Source organism: Leucobacter viscericola, from assembly GCF_011299575.1.
In the GTDB taxonomy this organism is placed as follows: domain Bacteria; phylum Actinomycetota; class Actinomycetes; order Actinomycetales; family Microbacteriaceae; genus Leucobacter; species Leucobacter viscericola.
Window position 1 is genome coordinate 451,773 of the sequence record NZ_CP049863.1, and the last position, 21,496, is coordinate 473,268.

Below are 21,496 nucleotides of genomic sequence, written 5' to 3' on the forward strand. Positions count from 1 at the left end.
AGTGACCGTTATTCCTCGCGCCCAATTCGCTGCCCGACGACCGCAGAGATGCCATCCTGCCGCATCGACACACCGTAAAGCGCGTCGGCGATCTCCATCGTGCGCTTCTGGTGCGTGATCATAATGAGCTGCGAGTTCTCGCGCAGCCGCTCGAACACCTGCAGCAATCGGCCGAGGTTTGCGTCATCGAGGGCAGCCTCGACCTCGTCGACAATGTAAAACGGGCTAGGGCGAGCCTGGAAGATCGCCATAAGCCACGCCACGGCAGCGAGTGAGCGCTCGCCGCCGGAGAGCAGCGACATGCGCTCGACCTTCTTACCAGCTGGCTTCACCACCATCTCGATACCGGTGTTGAGCAGATCATCGGGGTTGCTCAGCGTAATCTCGCCGGATCCGCCCGGGAACAAGATCGGGAAGACCTCAGCGAAAGCGATTCGAGTGTCTTCAAACGCCGCCCCAAAAATACCCTGCATCTTCTCGTCGAGCTCTTCGATAATCGACATCAGGTCGGTTCGGGTCTTAGTGAGATCCTTGAGCTGGTCAGAGAGAAAGAGGTGTCGCTGCTCAAGCGCCGAGAACTCTTCGAGCGCGAGCGGGTTAATGCGCCCCAGCTCGGTAAGGCGCTTCTCGGCGCGGGCAAGGCGACGCTCTTGCTCGGCACGCACGAACGGAGTGGTCGCCGGTTCGGCCTCGTTGGCCTCTGCCTCTTCCGCGCGCGGCACCGGGATTGGCTGATCCGGGCCAAACTCCGCGATCAGCACATCCTCAACAAGGCCGAGTTCGTTGCCAGATCGCTCAAGCAGAGCCGACAACTGCAGCTTGCGTTCGTAGCTCTTCAGCTCGGCGCCGTGTACGCGCTCCGTCAGCGTCCCGAGTTTCTGTCGCAACTCCGATTCTTCCGAGCGAAGCAGGGTCAGCTCCTGGCTGTGTTTTGCGCGCTCTTGTTCGGCTCGTTGCTGGTGCAGCCTTGCCTCGGTGAGCGAACGGTCGCAAGCGTCGAGGATCGCGGGCAGCAGGCCGGCAACACGCTCCGCCTGCGAAACCTGCCGCGCACGAAGTACCGCTCTGCGCGCAGCTTCCTCGGCAGCCTGCTGGTCGGCCTCGTATTGCTCTGCGAGGGTCTCGCGGTGTACCTTCGCGGCACGTGCGCGCTCGCGCGCGGTCTCAAGTGCGAGTCGCAGTTCGACCTCTTCGGCTCGCGCCTTCTCGAGCTCAACAAAGACTCCCTCGCGCGAACTCGCGTCGAGGATCGGTCGCGGCGAAGCCTCGGCCTCAGCAAACGCCTGTGCCGCGGCTTCGGCCTCGCGGGTGGCCTCACCCGCCGACTCGGCCACCGATTGCAGCGCCTGGCGCACACGATCAGCCTCGGCCCGCGCGGCCTCAGCACGTGCGGTCAGCCGATGCCGTTCCTTCGCAACCTCGGCGAGCTGAGCATCGGCCGCGCGGAGGTCGGCGTACGCATACTGCGCAGCCTCCTTTGCTGCGACCGTAGCGGCACGCAGCTCTGCAAGCGTTGCCTCCGTCTCGGCGATCTTTTCCGCGACAACATCGCGGCGATCCCGAGCCTGCTCCAGCTCAGCTGTGAGCTCGATACGCGACGGTGCAAGTGTGGATCCTCCGCTCAGCGTGTGCGGTGTGAGCACATCGCCGCTTCCGGTGACCACCGTAAAATCGAGACCGCTCTCACGCAGCTCTTCAGCGGCGTTGAGAGCCGCCGTCAGGTCATCCGCAACATAGACCGTCGCGAGCAGCCCACGCACCCCTTCGGGTGCCTCCTCGATGACGTCACCAGCCCGAACCGCGTGTTTGATCTTAGGAGCGTCAATTGAGGATCCTGCCGCGGCTACAACCGCTCGCAGTCTGCCGAGATCCTGCTCTCGTGCCGCCTCAACAGCGACCTCCGCGTCTTGCGCCGTGTCGGCGAGAAGAGCCTCGGCGAACGCACCCAGCGCTGCACCAACTGCGGCCTCATATCCCTCCGCCACCCGTACCCGGTCGGAGACTCGACCGCTGATGCCACGAGGCGCTTCGGCAAGCAGCGCAGCGGAGGCATCACGCTGGTCGAGGGAGCGAGTAAGGGCGCTCACACGAGCGTCGAGCCCAGCGCGTTCCTGCTCAAGCTCGTGTAGTTGCTCGCGAGCCTCATCACGCTGCTGCTCTGCGGTGGTCTGCTTTTCTTGGGCGGCGCGATAATTATCGTCGAGGCCAGCCTCGGGCAGAGTCTCAACTTCGGCTTGCTCTGTAAAGTCGGCAAGCTCCTCGTCGGCCTCTTCGGCACGCGCGACCGCCTGAGCAACGGCCTGCTCGCGGCGCGAGATCTCTTGCGCAACGGTGTCACGCTTCTGCACAGCGGTCTCCGTGCGACCGCGCAGCTGCGAAAGCCTGAGGTCGTGCTTTGAGACGAGGGCGCTCTGCGCGGCAATGTGCTCATCGATGGCGTCGAGCGACTGCTGCGCCTGGCGGGTGACATTACCGGCCTGCTGCCAACGCGCCTCGGCCTCGGGAATGAGCGCCTCGAGGCGTTTTGCTTCGACTCCGGCTTCGTCGACGGTGGTCTGGCTCGTGCGGTTTGCGTGCTCGGGGGCCTCGGCCTGAGTAGCAAGGAACGTGAGCCGCTGCTGTGTCTGGGCGTAGAGACCACGCAGTTTCGATTGCGCTGATTCGAGGCCGATGGTTACGCGGCGCGCGGTATCGAGCTCATCACTCTGCTGGTCTTGTTCGAGCCGTTGGATGCGCAGTTGCTTCTGCTCGACCTGCTCCTGCAGCACAATACGTTCTGAGTGTCGCTCAGACTCGTCTCGTGCGAGTTCGTCGAGTTCGGCACGCAGGCGGGCAACGTCGTCGGCGAGCAGACGCGCCTTCGCGTCGCGCACCTCGGCGGCGATCCCCTGGGCCGCGCGAGCAACCTCGGCCTGGCGCCCCAGTGGCTTCAACTGGCGTCGAATCTCGCCAGCTAGGTCGTTGAGGCGAGTGAGGTTTGTCTCCATCGCTTCGAGCTTGCGGAGCGTGCGCTCCTTGCGGCGGCGGTGTTTGAGGATGCCAGCGGCTTCCTCAATAAAACCCCTTCGATCCTCAGGGGTCGCCCGCAGCACCCTGTCGAGCTGCCCCTGGCCAACAATGACGTGCATCTCTCGACCGAGTCCAGAGTCGCTGAGGAGTTCTTGAACGTCAAGCAGACGGCTGTTCTCGCCATTGATGGCATACTCGCTCGAGCCGTTACGGAAGAGGGTACGACTGATCGTTACCTCGGCGTACTCGATTGGCAGAGCCCCGTCGCTGTTGTCGATCGTGAGTTTTACCTCGGCACGGCCGAGGGGACCGCGGGTTGAGGTGCCGGCAAAGATGACGTCTTCCATCTTGCCGCCGCGGAGGGTTTTTGCCCCCTGCTCCCCCATGACCCAGGCAAGCGCGTCAACGACGTTCGATTTGCCCGAGCCATTGGGCCCAACGATTGCGGTAACGCCGGGCTCGAACTGGAAGGTCGTCGGCTGTGCGAAGGACTTGAAGCCCTTGAGCGTGAGGCTCTTGAGATGCACGCCGCCTCCTTCTTCTTTTTACGGGTCTACAGAACGAATGCCCCTCGCAAGATTACCGGATTGCAGGCAAGATCTTGCCGAGGCACGTCCGCTCAATTCACCAGCAATACCGAAGCGGAATGTCCAGGAGCGTTGGCCAGTCGCGCATCCGTCGTCACGAGTTGCCAACCGAGCGCTTCAGCAAGCGCAACGTAGCTCGCGTCGTACGCCGACAAATTTCCTCGCAACTGCCAGACGCGCTCCGCAAGTACTTGATGGTCAAAGTAACGGATGCCAAGTTCTTGCAAGAGTTCCAAGGCTTCTTCGGCATCACTTAGCGAGGTCGACCCGGCCGCTACTCGACGCCGTAATACCTGCAGAATCTCAACAACAAGCAATTGCGGAGCGGCAAGCTGCCAGTGTCCCTGGTCGAGTCGATCTTGAACCCGCCGCGAAAGAGGTAATGCCAGCAACAACTCGACCGCGGCCGACGCGTCAAGAACTATCAACGTGCTTCTCGTTCAGCCCTTGTTGACTCAGCCGCGGTCTCTCCGTTGTACGTTCGCGGTTTCCGCGACGCGAGCCGCTCACTCAGCTCAGAGTGACTAGGAACCTCGACCAGTCGACGCAACTCATTCAGTGCCAGATCAGAGAGTGTGATCCCCTCGCGGGCAGCACGAATCTTAAGTTGACGATGCAACTCTTCGGGAACGTTTCGCACTTGAATCATGGACATGCTCTAATGATGACATCATCACTTTCGCATGTGCAACCATGCATTGGCAGAATAGTGCCATGCTCATCGAGACTCCGCGCCTTATCCTGCGCGAAATGACCCCGGGTGACCGGCCTCAGCTCAGCGCGATTCTGCAGGACGAAGAAACCATGGTCGCGTACGAGGGTGCGTTCGACGATGCGATGGTGGACGCGTGGCTTGAGCGTATGATGACGCGCTACCGCGAGGATGGCTTTGGCCTCTGGGCCGTGGTGCTCCGCGACACCGGCGAGATGATCGGCCAGTGTGGACTCACCGTACAGCACATCCTGGATGAGGATGTTGTCGAGGTGGGATACCTGTTCAACCGAGCATTTTGGCATCGAGGATTTGCTCTTGAGGCGGCAGCAGCTTGTCGCGACTACGCATTTGAATCGTTGAAGGTCGACCGACTCTACGCTCAGATTCGCGACACAAACACTGCCTCGATGAACGTCGCGATCCGGCTGGGCATGACGGTTCGCGGGCGGTTCGTGAAGCACTACCGAGGGATAGACATGCCTCACCTCGCGTTTGCCGTTGACCGGGCGGACGCGACGAAATAGCGAACTACAGCGTGTATCCCACCGGAATCATGCTGCCGTCGGGCGCGCGAAGACCAAACCCGAGGGCACGATCCGCGGCAACGTGCACGAACCAGGCGAGCCCCGCAAGCGCGAGCTGCCACAGCCCGTCACTGAAACCACCGGTGAGGAAAAACAGCAGGATCCCGAGCCCGAGCAAAACGACCGGCATGGTCATGTTGTGCAGGGAGTTGTAGAGCCGCACGTAGTTCGTCTTCAGACGTCCCTTTTCTGCGAACGCACCGATCAGCGAGAGATCAGGCGCGAGCAAGAACACAACGGCAACAATCGCCGCGGGCCAGCCCCACCAGATACAGCTGAGCAGAAGTACGCCCGCCCAAACGAAGGCACTCATGCCCCAGGTGACCCGCAAAATGTTCATGCACTAAGCCTATTGGCTGGCGGCTGTCAGTTGAGACCTGCCGGGGCTACGCAAGAGCGGCAAACGCGCGGGACTGCGCCGCTTGGGTTCGTGATGCTTGGGGGTTCAGCTCGGTACACCAACTCGGGTAGACACGAAAACCGCGCTTACCGGGCTTCGTTGCGGAGCTCGAGATTCCCAGCTCTTCAAGATGGGCGGCACCAAACCGAAAAACACCGAAACGGTCCCCGTCCTCGACAAACAGCAGCAGCCCCGTCTCAGCCTCTTCTCGAGCGAACGGGCGGGTTTCACCACTCTCGTCGCGCTTCCACACCGCCACAAACGCGCCAGGCTTTGTGGGTGTAACGCGGGCCGTGCGAATCCGCCATCGTTCACCGTTGATGTTCACAAGGCCGGATTCGTACTCGCCGCGCTGCTCCTCTGGCCATGGGCCTTCGTAACTCGAGATCTGCTCGGTTGCAAGCCTCAGATAGCGAGTGAAAGCGGTGAACGACATCGGATCAGCTTAGATGCTGCCAGCTCAGCAGTCGATTCCAAGCGTTGCGAAGCGCTCCTTGCCCAGGGTCGTGATGTTCAGGGACCGGCCCCCGCTCTGGGTGCGCAGCCATCCCGCGCGCAGCATGGCGGTCAGCAATGCCGCCCCAAGCTTTCCCGCGAGGTGTGGCCTGCGTTCGGTCCAGTCCATGCAGCCCCTCACTTCGGGGCGACTACCAGCGGGAAGTTCGAGCGTGATCCCCAACCCTGATTCGAGGTCGCTCTGTGCTATCAGTTGCAGGGATCCGTCGTGTTCGATGACCCACTGCCGTTCAAAGGCGAGATCGGCGACCGCGATACCCAACCGCCCCGCGAGGTGGTCATAGCAAGTGCGTGCTTCGCGCAGCGCAGCTCTCTGTGTGTGCTTAGCGAGAGAGGTTACCGCGGGTTCAGCAGAGAGCCTGAGCAAGGACTCGACGGCCTCCGCGACCTCAGGGGTCGCGATCGTGACGAGCCGAGTTCTCCCCCTCGACGTCACCGACACCAGTTTCGCGTCGAGCAGTCGCGCCACGTGCGAACTCACGGTCGACGGTGAGAGACCGAGCCGTGCGGCGAGAGCGCCCGCCGGAAGCGGTGTGCCCGCAAGAAGCTCTTGCAGTATGCGGAGTCTCGCCGGCTCGGCAATCGCCGCGCCAACCTCGCTCAGGCTCGGTCGCTCTGTCACGCGAGCGCCGCCTCTGCCGCACTCACATCTGTAACGAGCAGAATCTTGCGATTGTCGTGATCGCTGTACTGTCCTTCAAGTTGTACACCCGCGTCAGCGAGTTTGGTCATCATTCGGCCCAGAGCACCGGGCACGTCTGCCTCGAGTTCGGCGATCACCACGTCCCGCTGTTGAGCGCCACCGATCCCAGCTGCGGTGAGCGCGCTCAGGGCAGCATCCCCGTCATCAACGAGATAGTGGGCGACACCAGACCACATTCCGCCACCCTCTAGCCCAACACCCGCGTCACCAAGAACCCGCGCGAGTTTTGCCACAGATTGCGCCCCATTCGGTGCGGGGATCGCGATGTCTTTCATGCGATCACCGTCACGGTTGTGCGCACGGTCACTGCGGCTTTGAGCGTGTTGGCGATGTAGCACTGCTCGTGAGCGGGCTCCATAAGCCGCAAAACCTCTTGCTCGTCAGCGTTCTTCACGGTGACCGTGACGTTCAGTTCGATCTCGGTAATCTGCGTTAACACTCCGGTCTCGGGCATCACCGCTCGAGCATCGTCGGCGTAGCCCACGACGTCAACTTTGGCGAGTGCGGCAAGAGCCAGAAATGACAGCATCTGACAAGAGCTGGCTGCGGCCAGCAGCAGTTGCTCTGGGTTCGGAAGGGCCGGATCACCGAGGAACGCCGGATCCGCGCTGGCGCGCAGTGTGGTGCCAGCAACAACCAGCTCGTGATTGCGGTCGTAACCGCGGTAGCCGCTGCCTGTGCTGCCACTCCAGCGGAGTTGAGTCTCGTAGCTGTGCTGCTTCATGACCCCAGCCTACGAGCTTGACTATTCGATGGGGGTCGAAATATGGAACGGCTCCCTGCCCCAACGCAAAAAGTGGGGATCAGCCGCAGCTGATCCCCACTCAAAACCCGCGAACCGCTTAGAACTGGTTCATCGTGTTGTCTTTGCCACCGGCCTTGAGCGCGGCGTCGCCTGCGAAGTACTCCTTGTGGTTGTCTCCGATGTCGCTACCGGCCATGTTCTGGTGCTTGACGGTCGCGATCCCCTCGCGGATCTCGCGGCGCTGCACGTCGCGAACGTAGGCGAGCATGCCCTCGTCACCAAAGTAGCCCTTGGCGAGGTTGTCGGTTGACAGTGCGGCCGTGTGGTAGGTCGGCAGCGTGATGAGGTGGTGGAAGATACCGGCGCGGGCCGATCCTTCGCTCTGGAAGGTGCGGATCATCTCGTCGGCGATCTGCGCCAGCTCGGTGGTGTCGTAGTCGACGCTCATCAGCTTGTCGCGGTCGTAGGCCGAGACGTCCTTGCCCTGCTCCACGAGCTTATCGAACGCCTGCTGGCGGAAGTTGAGCGTCCAGTTGAACGACGGACTGTTGTTGTAAACGAGCTTCGCGTTCGGGATCACCTCGCGGATGCGATCCACCATGCCGGCGATCTGGGCGACGTGCGGCTTCTCGGTTTCGATCCACAGCAGGTCGGCACCATTCTGCAGCGACGTGATGCAGTCGAGCACGCAGCGATCCTCACCGGTACCGGGGCGGAACTGGAACAGGTTGCTCGCGAGACGCTTCGGGCGCAGCAGCTTGCCATCGCGCTTGATCACAACGTCACCGTTGGCGAGTTCTTCTTCTGAGATCTCTTCGACGTCAAGGAAGGAGTTGTACTGATCCCCCAGGTCGCCGGGAGTCTGGCTGACGGCGATCTTCTGGGTGAGGCCTGCTCCGAGCGAGTCGGTGCGAGCAACGATGATGCCGTTGTCAACGCCGAGCTCAAGGAACGCGTAGCGCACCGCCGCGATCTTCGCGAGGAAGTCCTCGTGCGGCACGGTTACCTTGCCATCCTGGTGACCGCACTGCTTCTCGTCCGAAACCTGATTCTCGATCTGGATCGCGCACGCACCGGCTTCGATCATCTTCTTTGCGAGCAGGTACGTTGCCTCGGGGTTACCGAAGCCCGCATCGATGTCGGCGATGATCGGCACGACGTGGGTCTCGAAGTTGTCGATCTGCGACTGCACGAACTCGACAGCGGTCTCGTCGCCCGCAACACGGGCATCATCGAGCTGGGTGAAGAGCAGGTCGAGCTCACGCGCGTCTGCCTGACGCAGGAAGGTGTAGAGCTCTTCGATGAGCGCTGGCACCGAGGTCTTCTCGTGCATGGACTGATCGGGCAATGGACCGAACTCCGAGCGGAGAGCCGCGACCATCCAGCCCGAGAGGTAGAGGTAGCGCTTGTTGGTGGTCTTGAGGTGCTTCTTGATCGAGATGAGCTTCTGCTGCCCGATGAAGCCGTGCCAGACACCGAGAGACTGCGTGTAGACGGAGGAGTCGTTGTCGTACTCTTCCATGTCGCGACGCATGATGTCAGCGGTGTACTGGGCAATCTCGAGTCCGGTCTTGAAGCGGTTCTGAGTGCGCATTCGGGCGACATGCTCGGGATTGATGCGAGCCCAGCTCGAGCCGTACTCCGCCTTGACTGCTTCAACGGCTTCGATGTCATCCTGATATGCGGTCATGGTGTCTCTCTTTCGTAGGTGCGATCCGGCCACGTTCGTTGTGACCAATCGTTGGCTACTTCTCACTCTGCACCCGTTTCAACCGCCAGGCGGGCACTTTCGGGGGTGAAATATCGTTGTTTTTCTATTAGTTAGAAAATAATCCTGCACCCGAACTCCGGGCAGACGTTGCACTTCAACAACTAGAGTGGAGCAATGCGAGAAAGACTCTGGGCTGCGATTCTCGGGATTACCGCGGCTGCCGCAGTACTCGCCACCGCTGAACTCATCGCCATATTTGTGGGACCCCAGTCATCTCCCCTGTTCGCGATGGGGTCCCTTGCGATTGATCTGGCCCCACTGTGGCTCAAAGAGGCGATGATCGCACTTTTCAACACGGGCGACAAAGTCGCGCTCTTTGTGATGCTCGGGATCGCACTGCTTGTCGTCGCCGCGGTTGCAGGCATCCTCGAGATGAAACGGCGCTACGCAGGCGTTCTGGTTCTTGTGGTGGTGACGGCACTTTCGATCATTGCAGTCACGACCCGCGCGGAGGCTTCGGCAGTGTGGGCGCTACCAACCCTGCTTGGTATGGGAGCCGGGATCCTCGTGATGCTTCGCGGCCGGCGCCTGCTGGCAGCGTGGATCGAGGCTGCCGGATCCCGAACCGAAGTGCCTGCAGCCAGCAACTCCACAACCGCCGAATCACTCTCTCGCCGCAGCTTCGTCACATTCGCGGCCCTCACGTCTGCGGCGGCGGTGGTCGTCGGAGTTGGCGCACGCCTCATGAACGCGAGCTCGGCGGCCGTAACGGCGGCCCGATCAGCGATCAGGCTGCCGAAGCCGGCGGTACCCGCGCCGCCCGTGCCCGCTGGAGCCGAACTCGATGTGCAGGGCATCACTCCCCTGATCACACCCAATGACGAGTTTTATCGCATCGACGTCGCACTCCAGGTGCCGCGCATTGAGTCGGCCGATTGGGAGCTCAAGATCACGGGTCTCGTCGATCACCCCTTCTCAATCACCTACGACGAGTTGCTTGCGTTACCCCTCGAAGAGCACGTGACCACCATCGCGTGCGTCTCAAACGAGGTGGGTGGCAATCTCATCGGCAACGCGACCTGGTTGGGGTATCCGATTCGGGATCTGCTCGCCAAGGCCGGTCCAGCTGCAGACGCAGACATGGTGCTGTCTTCGGGGCCCGATGGTTTTACCGCTGGCACGCCGATTGAAACACTGACCGATCCAAAGCGAGCCGCGATCCTCGCCGTTGGCATGAACGGGGAGCCGATGCCGCCGGAGCACGGGTTTCCGGCCCGAATGATCGTGCCGGGTCTGTTTGGTTACGTGTCGGCGACAAAGTGGATCACCACAATAGAGGTCACAAGATTCGCTGACGCAGAGGGTTATTGGACGCCGCGCGGCTGGTCTGCGCTTGGTCCGGTGAAGACCGCCTCACGAATCGACACACCCCGTGCTTCTCAGCGCGTAGGAGCTGGCACCGTGCCAATCGCGGGTGTCGCCTGGGCTCAGCACACCGGCATCAAGCGCGTTGAGGTGCAGATCGATGACGGCGAGTGGCAGGAGGCGACCCTCGCAACTCCCATCTCTGATGACACCTGGGTGCAGTGGAGTCTCCCCTGGACGGCGGAACCAGGATCACACACCGCCCGAGTGCGGGCCACCGACAAGTCAGGTAAGACTCAGACGAAGACTGAGGCTCCCCCTGCACCCGACGGCGCGACGGGCTGGCACACTGTTTCGTTTACGGTCTAACAAAAGGACAACATGAGCAACCCCACTCAAGAGCGAACTGACCTCGCAAATAAAGTGATCAATTCACGCTTCGCGACCACAAAGTTCAAGGCAGGATACGACCTGAATGACGTCGACGATTTTCTCGACACGGTAGCTAGGCAATTGCGTGACGAACCTCGCGCTGAGGTCATCGCAAAAACCATCAAAAACGCGGCATTTCGGCAGACCAAGTGGCGTGACGGCTACAACTCCGAGCAAGTCGACCGGTTTCTCGATGAGCTAGTTAAAACCCTGCGCACGTGGCAAGATCCTGACCTCAATTTGCTGGCTTGAACCAATGAATCTGCAGTCGAGCCGTTCCAACCTCCCCCTACGGAGAGTTGAGGAGCATGCTCTCGCCCCCACTCCGAGGGATGAATGGCCCGCGACAATTCCGGCGGTTCGAGAGATCCTCTAATGTCGACTCACTCGCCGATCCTCGCGTCTCTCCCCGAGGCCACAATCTTCGAGCTCAGCGACTCGGGCCTTCAGCGCAGAAACTACGAAGACCTAGAATTGGTCCAGAACTGGAAGCTATTTCTCGATGCACCCGAGCGGTTCCTTCGGCATCTCGGGTCGTGAGGGGCAGGTGAAACCGATGACTAAGGCTCTCGATGAAGGTCCGTTCTTTCACGGCACTACTGCTGATTTGAAAGCGGGAGACGTTCTCACCTCCGGGCACCGCTCGAACTATCGCCCAGAGGTCGTGATGAACCACGTCTATTTCACCGCGCTGGTCGACGGTGCAGGCCTCGCGGCAGAGCTCGCCGCGGAACTTTCTGGCGGCGGCGCGACCCCGCACGTCTACGAGGTCGCGCCGACGGGAGGGTTTGAGAACGATCCGAACGTGACCGACAAGAAGTTTCCCGGCAACCCGACCCGCTCCTACCGCAGCGCTGCTCCGCTTCGCATCGTTCGCGAGATCACGGATTGGACCCGTCTTTCCCCTGAGGCTCTGCAGTTGTGGCGGGATCGCCTCATTTCGATTCCCCCGCACGAGCGGGGCGAGATCCTGAACTAATCAATGCCGTCCGAGAAGCTAAACTTGCGGCGTGTACGTTATCGTGATCGATTATCTCGCAGAGCTTGCCCAAATTGACGAGGCTCTCGACTCCCATGTGTCGTGGCTCGAGGAACAGTACAACGCTGGATTATTCCTTGCCTCTGGGCGCCAAGAACCTCGCACTGGTGGGCTCATCTTTGCAACGGGATCTAGGTCGGATATCGAAGCTGCGATCTCAAATGATCCGTTTGCAACGCTTGGGCTTGCTCGCCACACGATGATCGAGTTTCACCCGTCTAAATTCGGAGGCGCGCTGGCCTCAGACGAGGTTCGTCAGGCCTTGGCCTAGATCTCGGATCGCGCCTTCGAGCCGAGCAAGTCGCTGAGCTCGGTTTCCGGTTACCTCCACCACAGGCCGTCTCTCGGCAAGATCGAGCTCGTCGACCAGTTCGAGCAGAGACTCATTCATGGCGTCTCGAAGTTCAAGGACTTCATCTGCCCCGATGTCGATCGAGTCGGTGCCGCTCAGGGGAAGCAGGATCAGAAGATCAACATTCGTCATGGCCTGAGTCGTGAGTTCGTAGCCACGCTCAAAGAGTCCCGCCGACGCCCCCGACCTACCAAGTACATCGAGTGCGTGAAGATACGCGAGGAAATCTAACGGGCATCTCTCCGCAATTACGGGTTTGGTCATCGGTTCGGACAGGCGATCCGCCGCGATTTGTAGCTGCTGAAAGAACACGGAGGCTCCAGGATTTTGCTCTGCTCCGTCGAGGTACTCAAAGGGATCGGGCAGCATCGCCCAGCCTCGATGCGACATGGTGAAATCGCTCAACAGAGTGCTCTTTCCACTTCCGTGAGTGCCGGAGATTGCTACGTGCAACACGCCCTCCCTGCCCATGATTATCACTCATGTTACCCGTCCGACTGAACACGTGATGCATAAGCAAGTTCAGCGAAGACGAAGCGGCGACCTCTATATTGAAATGTCAGACGCGGATCTGGAAAGCCCTGACAAGCGAGCGTAGAGTGTGGTTTAGATGATTCAAGAACCTTATTCTCACAGTTCTCCCGGCGGGCGAACTGCACATGAGAATGATGAGGTTTCGGCAAATAGCCTCGTACGGCAAAAGAGACAGCGAAAATCTAACAAACAGCGCTGTCAAGAGCAAAGTCGCACCTGCCGTGTCGACCGTTGGGAGGCCTTCAAGATACTTATCGCACTCCCTCTGGTCGCAGTTGTCTTCACCGTCGTCGGACTACTGATGATGGCTGAGGCAGTCACAGTTCGAGATGGTGGTGCATTTGGATTCGCGCTCATGGCGCTAGGATTGGGCGTCGGCTTACTCGGCCTCAACGTCGTTCACTACCTCGAGTACCTTGAAGAGCGCGCCGCTCGTCGATCAGCTCCGACCAATGCGCACGAGAGCAGACGAAAAATCGTAGACGCTGCCCAGCAGGACTTATCCCAAGAGAAACCAATTACTGAACTACGAAGGCGGCGGAGCACCACCACTCGCAATTCGGAGGCCTCGTCCCGGCACTATTTCCTGATCATTCCGTCGATCGTCACTGCGACGTGTTGGGCGATTGGGGTCGGTTTTATGCTGTTTGGTTACGGCCCAGGCTATTTAGTAGGCGGCGTCAGCAAATCAGTTCCAGTATGGGTGCTCGCTTTGCTGGTTTGGGGAGGCCTTGGAACGCTTGGAATCACCATGCTCGTGCGTCACATTATGCACCGCCGTGAAGAGTGATTCAGTCGTGAAAACTGTGCGAACAACATCGCATATAGCGTTGGTGGTCTCAACCCACCATCGCACCACCCTGGCCCGATATTGGTCTATTTAAGATGGCAAGGCATATTCGTGTGTGGATGAGCTTTTGGATGGTGGCGACGTATTCGAGTAAAGTTCACGCACCCCTCAATTATGCACACCAGGGCCGTGGGCCTAGCTGTCGTGTAGGTGTCGGGTGGTTGTCGTGTACTTGTCAGGTTGCTGTCGTAGCGGAGTCGTGAGGCTGCGTGGCTTAATTGAATTATGAATACACGAATTAGTGAGCTTAGACAGAATCTCGGCTGGAGTCAGGAGCGCCTCGCTTCTGAGAGCGGAGTTGCGACACGCACCATCCAGCGCCTTGAAGCCGGGAATGACGTGAGTCTCGAAACTCTTTCGCTCATCGCGGACGCACTAGATGTGAGTGTCGAGGAGCTATTCACTGACGTTGCGGCGGAAGGGGCAGTAAAAGCGGCATCGGATTTTGAGAACAGGAAACGAGAACAAGTAGCAGGCCGTGCCCGTGAGATCCATGGATGGCGTTTGCTGTACATCGGAATCGGAGTGATCGTGACAATTCTGATTTCAGCCCTCGTCACACTCGGGAGTCTCCCCTCGACGCTTTTCATCATCGCTGGTGCATACTGGGCAGGTGGGGCACTTATCTTGCGCTTCCTTGTCAGCAGCGTTCTGTCGGCCCGTCTCGACCGCCGGTACCCGCTGACAGTCCCCCATCGCTAGAGCCGTTGACCGGCCTGAGGCCAGAAACCATCTCGAATTTCACGGCTGCGGCAAACGCCGTCACGCCGACTCGGACAGTATGAAGCACGAGGGTAGGCTCCTAATTTCCGCCAGCTTTATGGCAGTACACGACATGGAAACTCAATTCTCTTCGTGATGAATTAAGGTTCTCTATCTGGGCTGTAGCCCATCGAACGGTTAGTTGCACGAGAAGCTTGCCTGCGCAGAATCTCTCAATTGCAGAGCGGAGCAGGTAGAACCGCAACTAGCTGGAGACGTAAATTATCGTGACGCTTTCAGATGAGAATCGTTGAGGAGTGCGCTGTCCCCTCACAGAAAAGGAATCAATGTCAAACTCGCTATACAATACTCCGACCGCCAAGAAAAGGGCCTCCCGTAGCAAGCGAACCCTAACCATCACCCCGGCAATGCGGGTTCACCCCAAAACCAGCCGGGCCCACGCCTGGATCAGATGGATCCTCGCGTTCGAACTCCTCCTCGGCCTGGCCGGACTCGGTATCGCCATGGTGGTTGCCACTTCCGGGACACCGCAGCCCACCGCGGTTTGGGTGCGCACCGCGATCGGCTTGTTCTTGACTGCCCTCACTCTCTACTACGCATGGAAGGCATCACAGGGATCAATCTGGGCCTACCGTAGACTCCGCGCCCTCACCATCGGGCTACCAATCATCACGATGCTGATCGCGATGATCCCCGGCTTTTACCCAACATGGATGATCATCGAACAGATCCTGTTCAGCATCGGCATGATCACCGCAGCGGCAATTCTCCTAAACACACACATGCGCGAGACATACCGACCAACCCAATGAGGCCACGGGGACCCATAACGAAGTCCTCAAACAATCTGTCAGACAGGCTCTAGAGGTAGTCGCTCAACGACTTCGCTACCCGGTTGAGGGATACGCCACCTCGGCCTTGCTGAACCAGGACGAGCGCTTGCCAACCTGCGAACTCGCGGCCTAGTTTTCTCCACGACCGGTCTGAATTCACAAAACCGTTAGATTCATTGATCGGCCTAGTGTTGATGCGTTCCGCGATACGATCCAGCTCAGCCTGGGTGAGAAGGGAATGGTCTGTCTTCTTGGGGAGGTACTGACGGATGAGCCGATTCGTGTTCTCGTTGCTGCCGCGCTGCCAGGGAGAACCTGGAGCAGAGAAGTAGACCTCGCTCCCGAGAGCTTTCGCAATCTGCCCATGCTCCGACGTTTCCCTATTAGTGAAGGTAGCGCCAGCCTTTTTGGCCTGTAGAGGGATCGATAGATCGCTTCATGCGAGAGCTACCATTCTGGCTCGTCGGGGAACGCAGATTTCAGCCAGACCGCCACCTGCTGCGGCGACCAATCCTCAGCGAGCTTGAGACATACCAATTCTCTGAGTCCTTCATGAAGGTCAAGCTTTGTCACACGCGGCCGTTTCGCTTGTTCCCAAGCCTGAATGTCAGCGATGTTGGCACAGTAGGAGGATCTGCCGCCCTTCCGACGGATCTCACGGGAGATGGTTGATGCGGGACGCCCTAAGCGTGTACTGATAGTTCTGGCGAAGACCCCTGCGGTGATATCGCGTGAGATCCCTTCACGTTCCTGGAAGGACAAACGATACGGGGATCGCTTTCTGGGTCTGGGGCGGATACCGCCGGAGAGTGCAATGTGGTTCCGCACGGTAGTGGGTGAGCAGCGCAGTGCACGGGCGATCATTCGGGACGGGTTGCCCGCTCGCCATCTGTCCCACACTAGTTGGCGGTATGGGCGTTACAGCGATACTGATGAAGTATCAAGGTAAGAAACGGGTTTCCGACGGAGAGTCGTGATCTTGCTCGCCTTTTCACAGAAGGACGCACTCATACGAAACTCTGCACGCGATCCAATCGGGCCGCAATAGTAGGGTGCAAGTCGAAGCGCACCTGGATAGTAGATGACGAAGGGAGAACCGTGATCGCTGAACTGAACACACTTGTCGGTCTTGTCGAAGACAACCTGACGCAAGACATCAACGTGGCCGTGTTGTCCACCAAACTCGGCACGACGGAATACCACCTGCGACGAGTGTTTTCGTCTCTAGCGGGCATGCCGCTCTCGGAATACATTCGACGCCGTCGCATGACGGTGGCAACAGCCGAGGTCACCAAAGGCGACAACCTCTTGGGCATTGCAGTGCGCTACGGCTATGGATCGACCGAAGCGTTCGGCCGAGTGTTTCGTTCGGTGCACGGTGTGAGTCCGGGAGATGTGCGGCGAGATGGCGGTCCCCTTCACCCACAATCGCAACTCAGGTTTCGCCTGAGCGTAGAAGGAAAAGACACCATGGACACTCGCATCGCCGATCAACCCGCATTTCAACTCATCGGACACGCGGCCCGCGTTCCGCTCATCCACGAAGGACCAAATCCCCACATCAAAGTGCACATCGCCTCCTTGCCAACAACCGAGCACACTCGGTTGAAAGAATTGAGCAACACGGAACCCACCGGATTACTGCAGGTCAGCGCCGAGGTTGATCCAGATTATGCAGAGGGCAGCGAGCTGACCTACTTGCACGGAGTAGCCGTCACCGACGCAACGCTCGTGGCGGAGGATCTCGACGTCATCGAAGTGCCCGCGGGTGAGTGGGCTGTGTTCCGCGTCGAAGGGGCATATCCCGAAGCTCTGCAAGAAACCTGGGCGGCCACCGCGACGGATTGGTTCCCATCAAACCCCTGGCGTTTGCGACCCGGTCCGTCACTTGTTGCAGTGTTAGATCGTGTCGCTGATTTCAGCACTGCCACGTGCGAGCTATGGCTTCCGGTCGAGCGAGGTTGATAGCCACCCTCAATCGGCACTCACTTATAAAACCCTTCGCGCAGATTGATACCGTGTTCCAGCCAGACCTTGAGCGCTGCAAGCATGCCGGTCCATCCTTCGCAGTTACCAAACGCCGCTTTAGCGCCCTCGCGGTTCGGCTGCCATGAAGATTCGGTGATTGTCACCAGCGTTCGAGAACCAGCGTCAATGGGCTCAAACTCAAAGACGACCCTGGTCATACCCTTCTCGCTAGTCGTGGCAACATTGCCCCACTCGATGACAATCCTGCGCGGCGGCACGTCTTCGATCACGGTCACAGGGAAAGCGCCGGGAAAATCGGCGAAGTCCCACTGAACCTGCTCTCCAGCTTTCAGACGCCCCTTTGCGCCGCCGGTGGTGAAGTAGCGCGAAAGCTGCTCGGGATCGGCTACGGCTTCGTATACCTCCGCGCACGGACGAGCGATACGACCGGAGACGGTGAATGAGAGATCAGCGAGCTCAGAATGTGTATTCATGTTGTAATATTACAACGTGAATGGTGACGACGACAATAGCTTCGATGACGACCGGGTCTTCAGGGCACTCGCCTCCCCCGTTCGCCGCCGAATGCTCGACGAGCTAAAGATTTCCCAACACACCACGGGATCACTCTGCGCCCAGTTGCCCGAGTTGGACCGCACCACAGTATTGCAACACCTGCGGGTGCTAGAACGCGCTGAACTCGTCACCGGGCGCAAAGTAGGACGGGAGCGATACCTCTCACTTGCACCACTTCCAATCAAGCACATTTACGATCGGTGGATTAGCGGGTATATGAACGCCGCGGTTGATCTGCTCGACCGCTTAGACAGCGACCATGCCTAGCACACCAGTCACTCAATGAGCACACTTCAAGGCAAGGCGGCCCCGAACCCGACCTCAACCTTGCTCTGCTCGAGCAAAACAACATACGATTTCAGCGTGTCTTACAACTTTGCCCTCGCGTTCATTCCAAACACTGCACCCTCGATGATCGGGGCTTCATCCTCCGCAGTTGCCTCCTTCGATGAAGCCAGCAGCAGCACGAAGGAAGGCCCCTCCGCCGCCGCCCACGGACCCCACACGCTTCTGGTCGACCCCACCATGCTGATGCTCGACGTACCCCCGTTCACACCAGTGCCAGGAACAGTCATCGTTACACTCTCTGGCGCCTCCGATACCTACGTGATCTCAGTTCACTACGATAACCCCCGTCTTCGCGTTTTCTCCGAGCACGAACTCCAAGAAGACGATGGTGAGCCCTTGCCTGCCGAGGCAGTCTTCAATGAAATCGAAGACCCAGAAGACGCGCACCTTGAATTTTTCTGTCGCATTGCGGGCATCACGCCGAGCGATCTGTGGAAGCTCGGCTGGGCTCCGCTCGCCCAGTAGCCGTCGCAGGCAGGTCCTTGTTTCTCGGGATCAACGCCTACGCTGACACCGCGGGCAGAAGTGCGAAGATCGTCCACCAAACTGGATGCGGCGAATCGGCTCACCACACCGTGGGCACGTCTCTCCCGTGCGGCCGTAGGCGTTCAGTGAGTGCGCGAAATACCCCGCCTGGCCATTCACGTTGACGTATTGCTCGTCGAAGCTCGTGCCACCCTCAGCGAGAGCCTTCGCGAACACCGCTCGAAGCTCAGCCAGCAAACCAAACGCTTTGCGCTCGCTGAGCGCAGACCCCGCAGTCTCGGGGTGGATCCGCGCGGCCCACAATGCCTCGTCTGCGTAGATGTTGCCGACGCCGCTCAGAAGCGTCTGGTCGAGCAAGGCGCGCTTCACGGCAGTGCCTCGGCGCCGCAACGAAGCAACAAACACGGCATCATCGAACAGCGGGTCCAGCGGATCGCGCGCGATGTGACTCGCCTGGGCGGGCAAAGAGGCTGGCTCTCCCCCGTCAGCAATCAATGAGTCAAGCGCGAGGGATCCAAACAGCCGCTGGTCAGCGAAGTCGAGGCGCATTTCACCGTGCTCGGGGTGCTCGATCCACAGCCGGATCCGCACGAAACGGTCATCGGGCGCGTCCAGCGCTCGCAACAGCATCTGGCCACTCATGCCGAGGTGCGCCAGTAACGCTTGCTCAGAACCGCCTTCGATCGGTACCCACAAGAACTTGCCCCGTCGTTGCGGTGCGAGCAGCCGGAGTCCCGTGACTCGTCGCTCAAAGTCGGCGGCGCGGCGCACACCCTCTGCGGTTTCAAGTGTCACGCCGTGCCCGCCATCGCTGGCGGATCCGCCAATGGGCACGTGCCGCTTGAGGGCACGCGGATCCCGCACCTCAACGCCAGCAACCGTGGCTCCGGTCACCGCGGGTGCGAGTCCCGCGCGAACGACCTCTACCTCGGGTAGCTCAGGCACGACGACTCGCTAAGATGCGCTGTCGCGCAACTGCCGCATTGCGTCGCGCGCAGCAGCAAGCTCGGCCGCTTTTTTGCTCGTGCCACGCCCGAGTCCCGTCACAGCACCAAGGCCGCGAGCGGCGTCAAGCGTCACTCGCGAGGTGAACCGGCGCGCATGGTCTGGCCCGGTACCACTCGTCTCATACGGTGGGTGTGGCAGCCCGCGGGCCGCCGCAGCCTCCTGCAGAGAGGTTTTCGGGTCTAACGAGGCAGTAAATCGATCGGGATCAGCCAGCAGTGGCTCAATCAATGCGCGCACGAATGCAGCGGCAGTCTCGGTGTCCGTTGACAAGTACACGGCCCCGATAATCGCTTCGACGGTATCGGCGAGAATCGAGTCCTTCTCACGGCCGCCGGTGAGCTCTTCGCCCTTGCCGAGGCGCAGGTGAGACCCGAGTCCGAGACCGTGGGCCACCTCTGCAAGCGCAACGGTGGATACGAGGGCCGCACGACGTGTCGCAAGCTCGCCCTCGGTCAGCTCTGGGTAGTCACGGTACAGCTTGACCGTGACAGCCTGGCCAAGAATCGAGTCACCCAAGAACTCAAGGCGCTCGTTGTGAGGCGCACCGCCGTGCTCGTATGCCCACGATCGGTGCGTGAGAGCAAGCGAAAACAGCTCGGGATCAATCGAGACCCCAAACGACGAAAGAAAACCGTCGGGCCCGCCCTGAGTATTCAGTGACGTGCCCGACGGTTCAGTAGCGCGTTGCGCCAATTTACGCGTCAGCGACCTTGCGGCCCTTGTACTCGAGGAACAGGGGGGTGCCCTGCGAATCCTCGACCACGCGGGCGCGGTGCGGGAGGCTGTAAACAGTCTTACCGTTTTCAACGGTCTTAACCAGCTTCGGGGCCTCGGCGATCCATGCCGAACGGCGGTGACGGGTGTTCGAGCGCGACATCTTCCGCTTGGGAACAGCCATGATGTTCTCTTTCCTAGTTGCGTGTCGACTCGGGCGTACCACCCGAATCAGGTTCATCTTCAGCTTCAAAGCCTGCCAGCGCTGCCCACCGCGGATCAATATCTACGTTGGGCACCACTACAGCCTCGGCCTCGCGCAGCTCACCGGACTCGGGATCGAGTCCCGGACAGTCCGGGCGACACACAGGCTGAAACGGCAGTGCAAGCACTACCGCGTCTCGGAGCGGGGGTTCAAGATCCACGTGATCACCGTGAACCCCATACTCTTCGGCCTCCGTAGGAGTATACGCGAAAAGCTCCTGAAACTCGACTTGAAACGGCGTGGTGAAATTTTTCAGGCAGCGACCGCACTCGGCGGACATGGTCGTCTGCACTTTCGTAGACGCCAGGATGCCCTCGTGCACCGACTCGAGACGCACGTCGAGGGTCATCTCAGTGCCCTCTGGAATCTCAGCGAGCGCCTCCCCCAGCTTCTCCGGGACGGCAAAGGTGCGGGATCGCTCACGCATCTCACCGGGACGGTTCTGAATGTCCCGGATGTTCTCTTCGTATACGCGCGCCGAAGCGCCCTTAGCCTCAGTCATTATGCGGGCCTCACCTTCGCGAGAAAACGCGCCACGGGCGCGGGAACATATGGGCTCACATCTCCGCCGAGCGCTGCGACCTGGCGCACCAGTGTGCTCGAAACATGAGCGTGCTCGGGGTCAGGCAGCATGAACACCGTCTCGACGTTTGCAAGACTGCGGTTCATGAGCACCATGGGGGTCTCGTACGCAACATCGATCTGGGATCGGATGCCCTTCACAAGGACGGAAGCACCAACCTCGGTGCAGTAATCAACCAGAAGCCCAACGGACCACGAGGCAACACGAATGTTATCTGGCATGTCCGGGTCTTCGTCGAGCGACTTCTGAATGAGATTCAGGCGCTCTGAAATTGGCAGCATCGCGTCTTTTCCTGGGTTGTGCACCACCAACACGTGCACCTCATCAAAAATGCTGGCCGCGCGACGAACCACGTCTAGGTGTCCAAGTGTGACCGGGTCAAACGATCCGGGCACTACCGCTATCTTGCTCATGCGTCCAGCCTATTGGGTGAAGGGTTTAGATCCCCGT

Annotated in this window: 30 protein-coding genes; 12 read left to right on the forward strand and 18 right to left on the reverse strand. The window is 60.0% G+C overall.

The window, feature by feature from the left end:
- Positions 1-8: 8 nt before the first annotated feature.
- The 3 genes from smc to G7068_RS16630 all read right to left on the reverse strand — a co-directional run bounded on the left by smc (position 9) and on the right by G7068_RS16630 (position 4,251).
- Entirely contained in the window at positions 9-3,536 is a 3,528-nt protein-coding gene (smc, locus tag G7068_RS02145) for a chromosome segregation protein SMC (protein ID WP_166288208.1), read from the reverse strand.
- A gap of 92 nt (positions 3,537-3,628) precedes the next feature.
- The gene (locus G7068_RS02150) at positions 3,629-4,024 is read right to left on the reverse strand and encodes a type II toxin-antitoxin system VapC family toxin (protein ID WP_166288211.1); all 396 of its coding nucleotides are present in this window, start codon (positions 4,022-4,024) and stop codon (positions 3,629-3,631) included.
- A complete protein-coding gene (locus G7068_RS16630; RefSeq protein WP_425280490.1) occupies positions 4,021-4,251 on the reverse strand; it encodes a FitA-like ribbon-helix-helix domain-containing protein in 231 nt (76 codons plus the stop codon). Before G7068_RS16630 ends, G7068_RS02150 begins: the two co-directional genes overlap by 4 nt.
- A gap of 59 nt (positions 4,252-4,310) precedes the next feature.
- On the opposite strand from G7068_RS16630, the gene G7068_RS02155 reads away from it, so the two are divergent.
- Positions 4,311-4,835, forward strand: coding sequence for a GNAT family N-acetyltransferase (locus tag G7068_RS02155; RefSeq protein WP_166288213.1), 525 nt, complete (start codon positions 4,311-4,313; stop codon positions 4,833-4,835).
- A 4-nt stretch (positions 4,836-4,839) separates the two neighbouring features.
- Here G7068_RS02155 and G7068_RS02160 read toward each other — a convergent pair whose 3' ends face one another.
- The 6 genes from G7068_RS02160 to G7068_RS02185 all read right to left on the reverse strand — a co-directional run bounded on the left by G7068_RS02160 (position 4,840) and on the right by G7068_RS02185 (position 8,949).
- Positions 4,840-5,235 carry a DUF4260 family protein gene (locus tag G7068_RS02160; RefSeq protein ID WP_166288216.1) on the reverse strand — a complete coding sequence of 132 codons (396 nt, stop codon included), beginning with the start codon at positions 5,233-5,235 and terminating at the stop codon, positions 4,840-4,842.
- A 46-nt stretch (positions 5,236-5,281) separates the two neighbouring features.
- Positions 5,282-5,731 carry a MepB family protein gene (locus G7068_RS02165; RefSeq protein WP_166288219.1) on the reverse strand — a complete coding sequence of 150 codons (450 nt, stop codon included), beginning with the start codon at positions 5,729-5,731 and terminating at the stop codon, positions 5,282-5,284.
- Between the two features lie 24 nt (positions 5,732-5,755).
- Positions 5,756-6,433, reverse strand: coding sequence for an ArsR/SmtB family transcription factor (locus G7068_RS02170; RefSeq protein ID WP_166288222.1), 678 nt, complete (start codon positions 6,431-6,433; stop codon positions 5,756-5,758).
- A complete protein-coding gene (locus G7068_RS02175) occupies positions 6,430-6,789 on the reverse strand; it encodes an amino acid-binding ACT domain-containing protein (protein WP_166288225.1) in 360 nt (119 codons plus the stop codon). The genes G7068_RS02170 and G7068_RS02175 overlap by 4 nt, the downstream gene beginning before the upstream one ends.
- Positions 6,786-7,238, reverse strand: a complete 453-nt coding sequence (locus G7068_RS02180; RefSeq protein WP_166288228.1) for an OsmC family protein — start codon at positions 7,236-7,238, stop codon at positions 6,786-6,788. The genes G7068_RS02175 and G7068_RS02180 overlap by 4 nt, the downstream gene beginning before the upstream one ends.
- 118 nt (positions 7,239-7,356) lie before the next feature.
- A complete protein-coding gene (locus G7068_RS02185) occupies positions 7,357-8,949 on the reverse strand; it encodes an isocitrate lyase (protein ID WP_166288231.1) in 1,593 nt (530 codons plus the stop codon).
- 195 nt (positions 8,950-9,144) lie between these two features.
- Here G7068_RS02185 and G7068_RS02190 point away from each other — a divergent pair, with 195 nt between their 5' ends.
- The 5 genes from G7068_RS02190 to G7068_RS02210 all read left to right on the forward strand — a co-directional run bounded on the left by G7068_RS02190 (position 9,145) and on the right by G7068_RS02210 (position 12,077).
- Positions 9,145-10,704, forward strand: coding sequence for a molybdopterin-dependent oxidoreductase (locus G7068_RS02190; RefSeq protein WP_166288234.1), 1,560 nt, complete (start codon positions 9,145-9,147; stop codon positions 10,702-10,704).
- 12 nt (positions 10,705-10,716) lie between these two features.
- Positions 10,717-11,019, forward strand: coding sequence for a DivIVA domain-containing protein (locus G7068_RS02195; RefSeq protein ID WP_166288237.1), 303 nt, complete (start codon positions 10,717-10,719; stop codon positions 11,017-11,019).
- Between the two features lie 123 nt (positions 11,020-11,142).
- Positions 11,143-11,307 (forward strand): hypothetical protein, encoded by a 165-nt coding sequence (locus G7068_RS02200; protein WP_166288240.1) that lies wholly within the window; start codon positions 11,143-11,145, stop codon positions 11,305-11,307.
- 16 nt (positions 11,308-11,323) lie between these two features.
- On the forward strand, positions 11,324-11,746 hold the full coding sequence (gene arr / locus G7068_RS02205; RefSeq protein WP_166288243.1) for an NAD(+)--rifampin ADP-ribosyltransferase: 423 nt from the start codon (positions 11,324-11,326) through the stop codon (positions 11,744-11,746).
- Between the two features lie 31 nt (positions 11,747-11,777).
- Complete coding sequence (locus tag G7068_RS02210; protein WP_166288246.1) at positions 11,778-12,077, forward strand: YciI family protein; 300 nt, start codon at positions 11,778-11,780, stop codon at positions 12,075-12,077.
- Here the strand turns inward: G7068_RS02210 and G7068_RS02215 are convergent.
- On the reverse strand, positions 12,048-12,563 hold the full coding sequence (locus tag G7068_RS02215; protein ID WP_244304618.1) for a hypothetical protein: 516 nt from the start codon (positions 12,561-12,563) through the stop codon (positions 12,048-12,050). The genes G7068_RS02210 and G7068_RS02215 overlap by 30 nt on opposite strands.
- Positions 12,564-12,768: 205 nt before the next feature.
- On the opposite strand from G7068_RS02215, the gene G7068_RS02220 reads away from it, so the two are divergent.
- From G7068_RS02220 to G7068_RS02230, 3 genes are all read left to right on the forward strand, one after another.
- A complete protein-coding gene (locus G7068_RS02220) occupies positions 12,769-13,482 on the forward strand; it encodes a hypothetical protein (protein WP_166288252.1) in 714 nt (237 codons plus the stop codon).
- A 285-nt stretch (positions 13,483-13,767) separates the two neighbouring features.
- Positions 13,768-14,244, forward strand: coding sequence for a helix-turn-helix transcriptional regulator (locus G7068_RS02225; RefSeq protein WP_205881331.1), 477 nt, complete (start codon positions 13,768-13,770; stop codon positions 14,242-14,244).
- Between the two features lie 428 nt (positions 14,245-14,672).
- Complete coding sequence (locus tag G7068_RS02230) at positions 14,673-15,077, forward strand: hypothetical protein (protein ID WP_166288255.1); 405 nt, start codon at positions 14,673-14,675, stop codon at positions 15,075-15,077.
- Positions 15,078-15,126: 49 nt separating this feature from the next.
- Here the strand turns inward: G7068_RS02230 and G7068_RS16635 are convergent, their stop codons facing one another.
- Both G7068_RS16635 and G7068_RS16640 read right to left on the reverse strand, forming a co-directional pair.
- Positions 15,127-15,522: an IS30 family transposase gene (locus tag G7068_RS16635; RefSeq protein ID WP_166292955.1), complete on the reverse strand. Its 396-nt coding sequence runs from the start codon at positions 15,520-15,522 to the stop codon at positions 15,127-15,129.
- A 23-nt stretch (positions 15,523-15,545) separates the two neighbouring features.
- The gene (locus tag G7068_RS16640) at positions 15,546-15,962 is read right to left on the reverse strand and encodes a helix-turn-helix domain-containing protein (protein WP_166288258.1); all 417 of its coding nucleotides are present in this window, start codon (positions 15,960-15,962) and stop codon (positions 15,546-15,548) included.
- A 234-nt stretch (positions 15,963-16,196) separates the two neighbouring features.
- Between G7068_RS16640 and G7068_RS02245 the strand changes: the two genes are divergently transcribed.
- The gene (locus G7068_RS02245; RefSeq protein ID WP_166288261.1) at positions 16,197-17,063 is read left to right on the forward strand and encodes an AraC family transcriptional regulator; all 867 of its coding nucleotides are present in this window, start codon (positions 16,197-16,199) and stop codon (positions 17,061-17,063) included.
- 20 nt (positions 17,064-17,083) lie between these two features.
- Here the strand turns inward: G7068_RS02245 and G7068_RS02250 are convergent, their stop codons facing one another.
- Entirely contained in the window at positions 17,084-17,560 is a 477-nt protein-coding gene (locus tag G7068_RS02250; protein WP_166288264.1) for an SRPBCC family protein, read from the reverse strand.
- A 16-nt stretch (positions 17,561-17,576) separates the two neighbouring features.
- On the opposite strand from G7068_RS02250, the gene G7068_RS02255 reads away from it, so the two are divergent.
- Together G7068_RS02255 and G7068_RS02260 are read left to right on the forward strand one after the other, a co-directional pair.
- Complete coding sequence (locus G7068_RS02255) at positions 17,577-17,909, forward strand: ArsR/SmtB family transcription factor (RefSeq protein ID WP_166288267.1); 333 nt, start codon at positions 17,577-17,579, stop codon at positions 17,907-17,909.
- A gap of 96 nt (positions 17,910-18,005) precedes the next feature.
- Positions 18,006-18,455: a hypothetical protein gene (locus G7068_RS02260; protein ID WP_166288270.1), complete on the forward strand. Its 450-nt coding sequence runs from the start codon at positions 18,006-18,008 to the stop codon at positions 18,453-18,455.
- A gap of 30 nt (positions 18,456-18,485) precedes the next feature.
- On the opposite strand, the gene mutM is transcribed toward G7068_RS02260, so the two are convergent.
- Genes mutM through coaD form a run of 5 tightly spaced genes read right to left on the reverse strand, consistent with a single transcriptional unit; the run spans position 18,486 to position 21,459 of the window.
- Positions 18,486-19,421, reverse strand: coding sequence for a bifunctional DNA-formamidopyrimidine glycosylase/DNA-(apurinic or apyrimidinic site) lyase (mutM, locus tag G7068_RS02265; RefSeq protein WP_166288273.1), 936 nt, complete (start codon positions 19,419-19,421; stop codon positions 18,486-18,488).
- Positions 19,422-19,430: 9 nt separating this feature from the next.
- Positions 19,431-20,141: a ribonuclease III gene (rnc, locus tag G7068_RS02270; protein ID WP_166292956.1), complete on the reverse strand. Its 711-nt coding sequence runs from the start codon at positions 20,139-20,141 to the stop codon at positions 19,431-19,433.
- Between the two features lie 37 nt (positions 20,142-20,178).
- Positions 20,179-20,382 (reverse strand): 50S ribosomal protein L32, encoded by a 204-nt coding sequence (rpmF, locus tag G7068_RS02275; protein WP_166288276.1) that lies wholly within the window; start codon positions 20,380-20,382, stop codon positions 20,179-20,181.
- 13 nt (positions 20,383-20,395) lie between these two features.
- Complete coding sequence (locus tag G7068_RS02280; protein ID WP_166288279.1) at positions 20,396-20,965, reverse strand: YceD family protein; 570 nt, start codon at positions 20,963-20,965, stop codon at positions 20,396-20,398.
- Positions 20,965-21,459: a pantetheine-phosphate adenylyltransferase gene (coaD, locus tag G7068_RS02285; RefSeq protein WP_166288282.1), complete on the reverse strand. Its 495-nt coding sequence runs from the start codon at positions 21,457-21,459 to the stop codon at positions 20,965-20,967. Before coaD ends, G7068_RS02280 begins: the two co-directional genes overlap by 1 nt.
- Positions 21,460-21,496 lie beyond the last annotated feature (37 nt).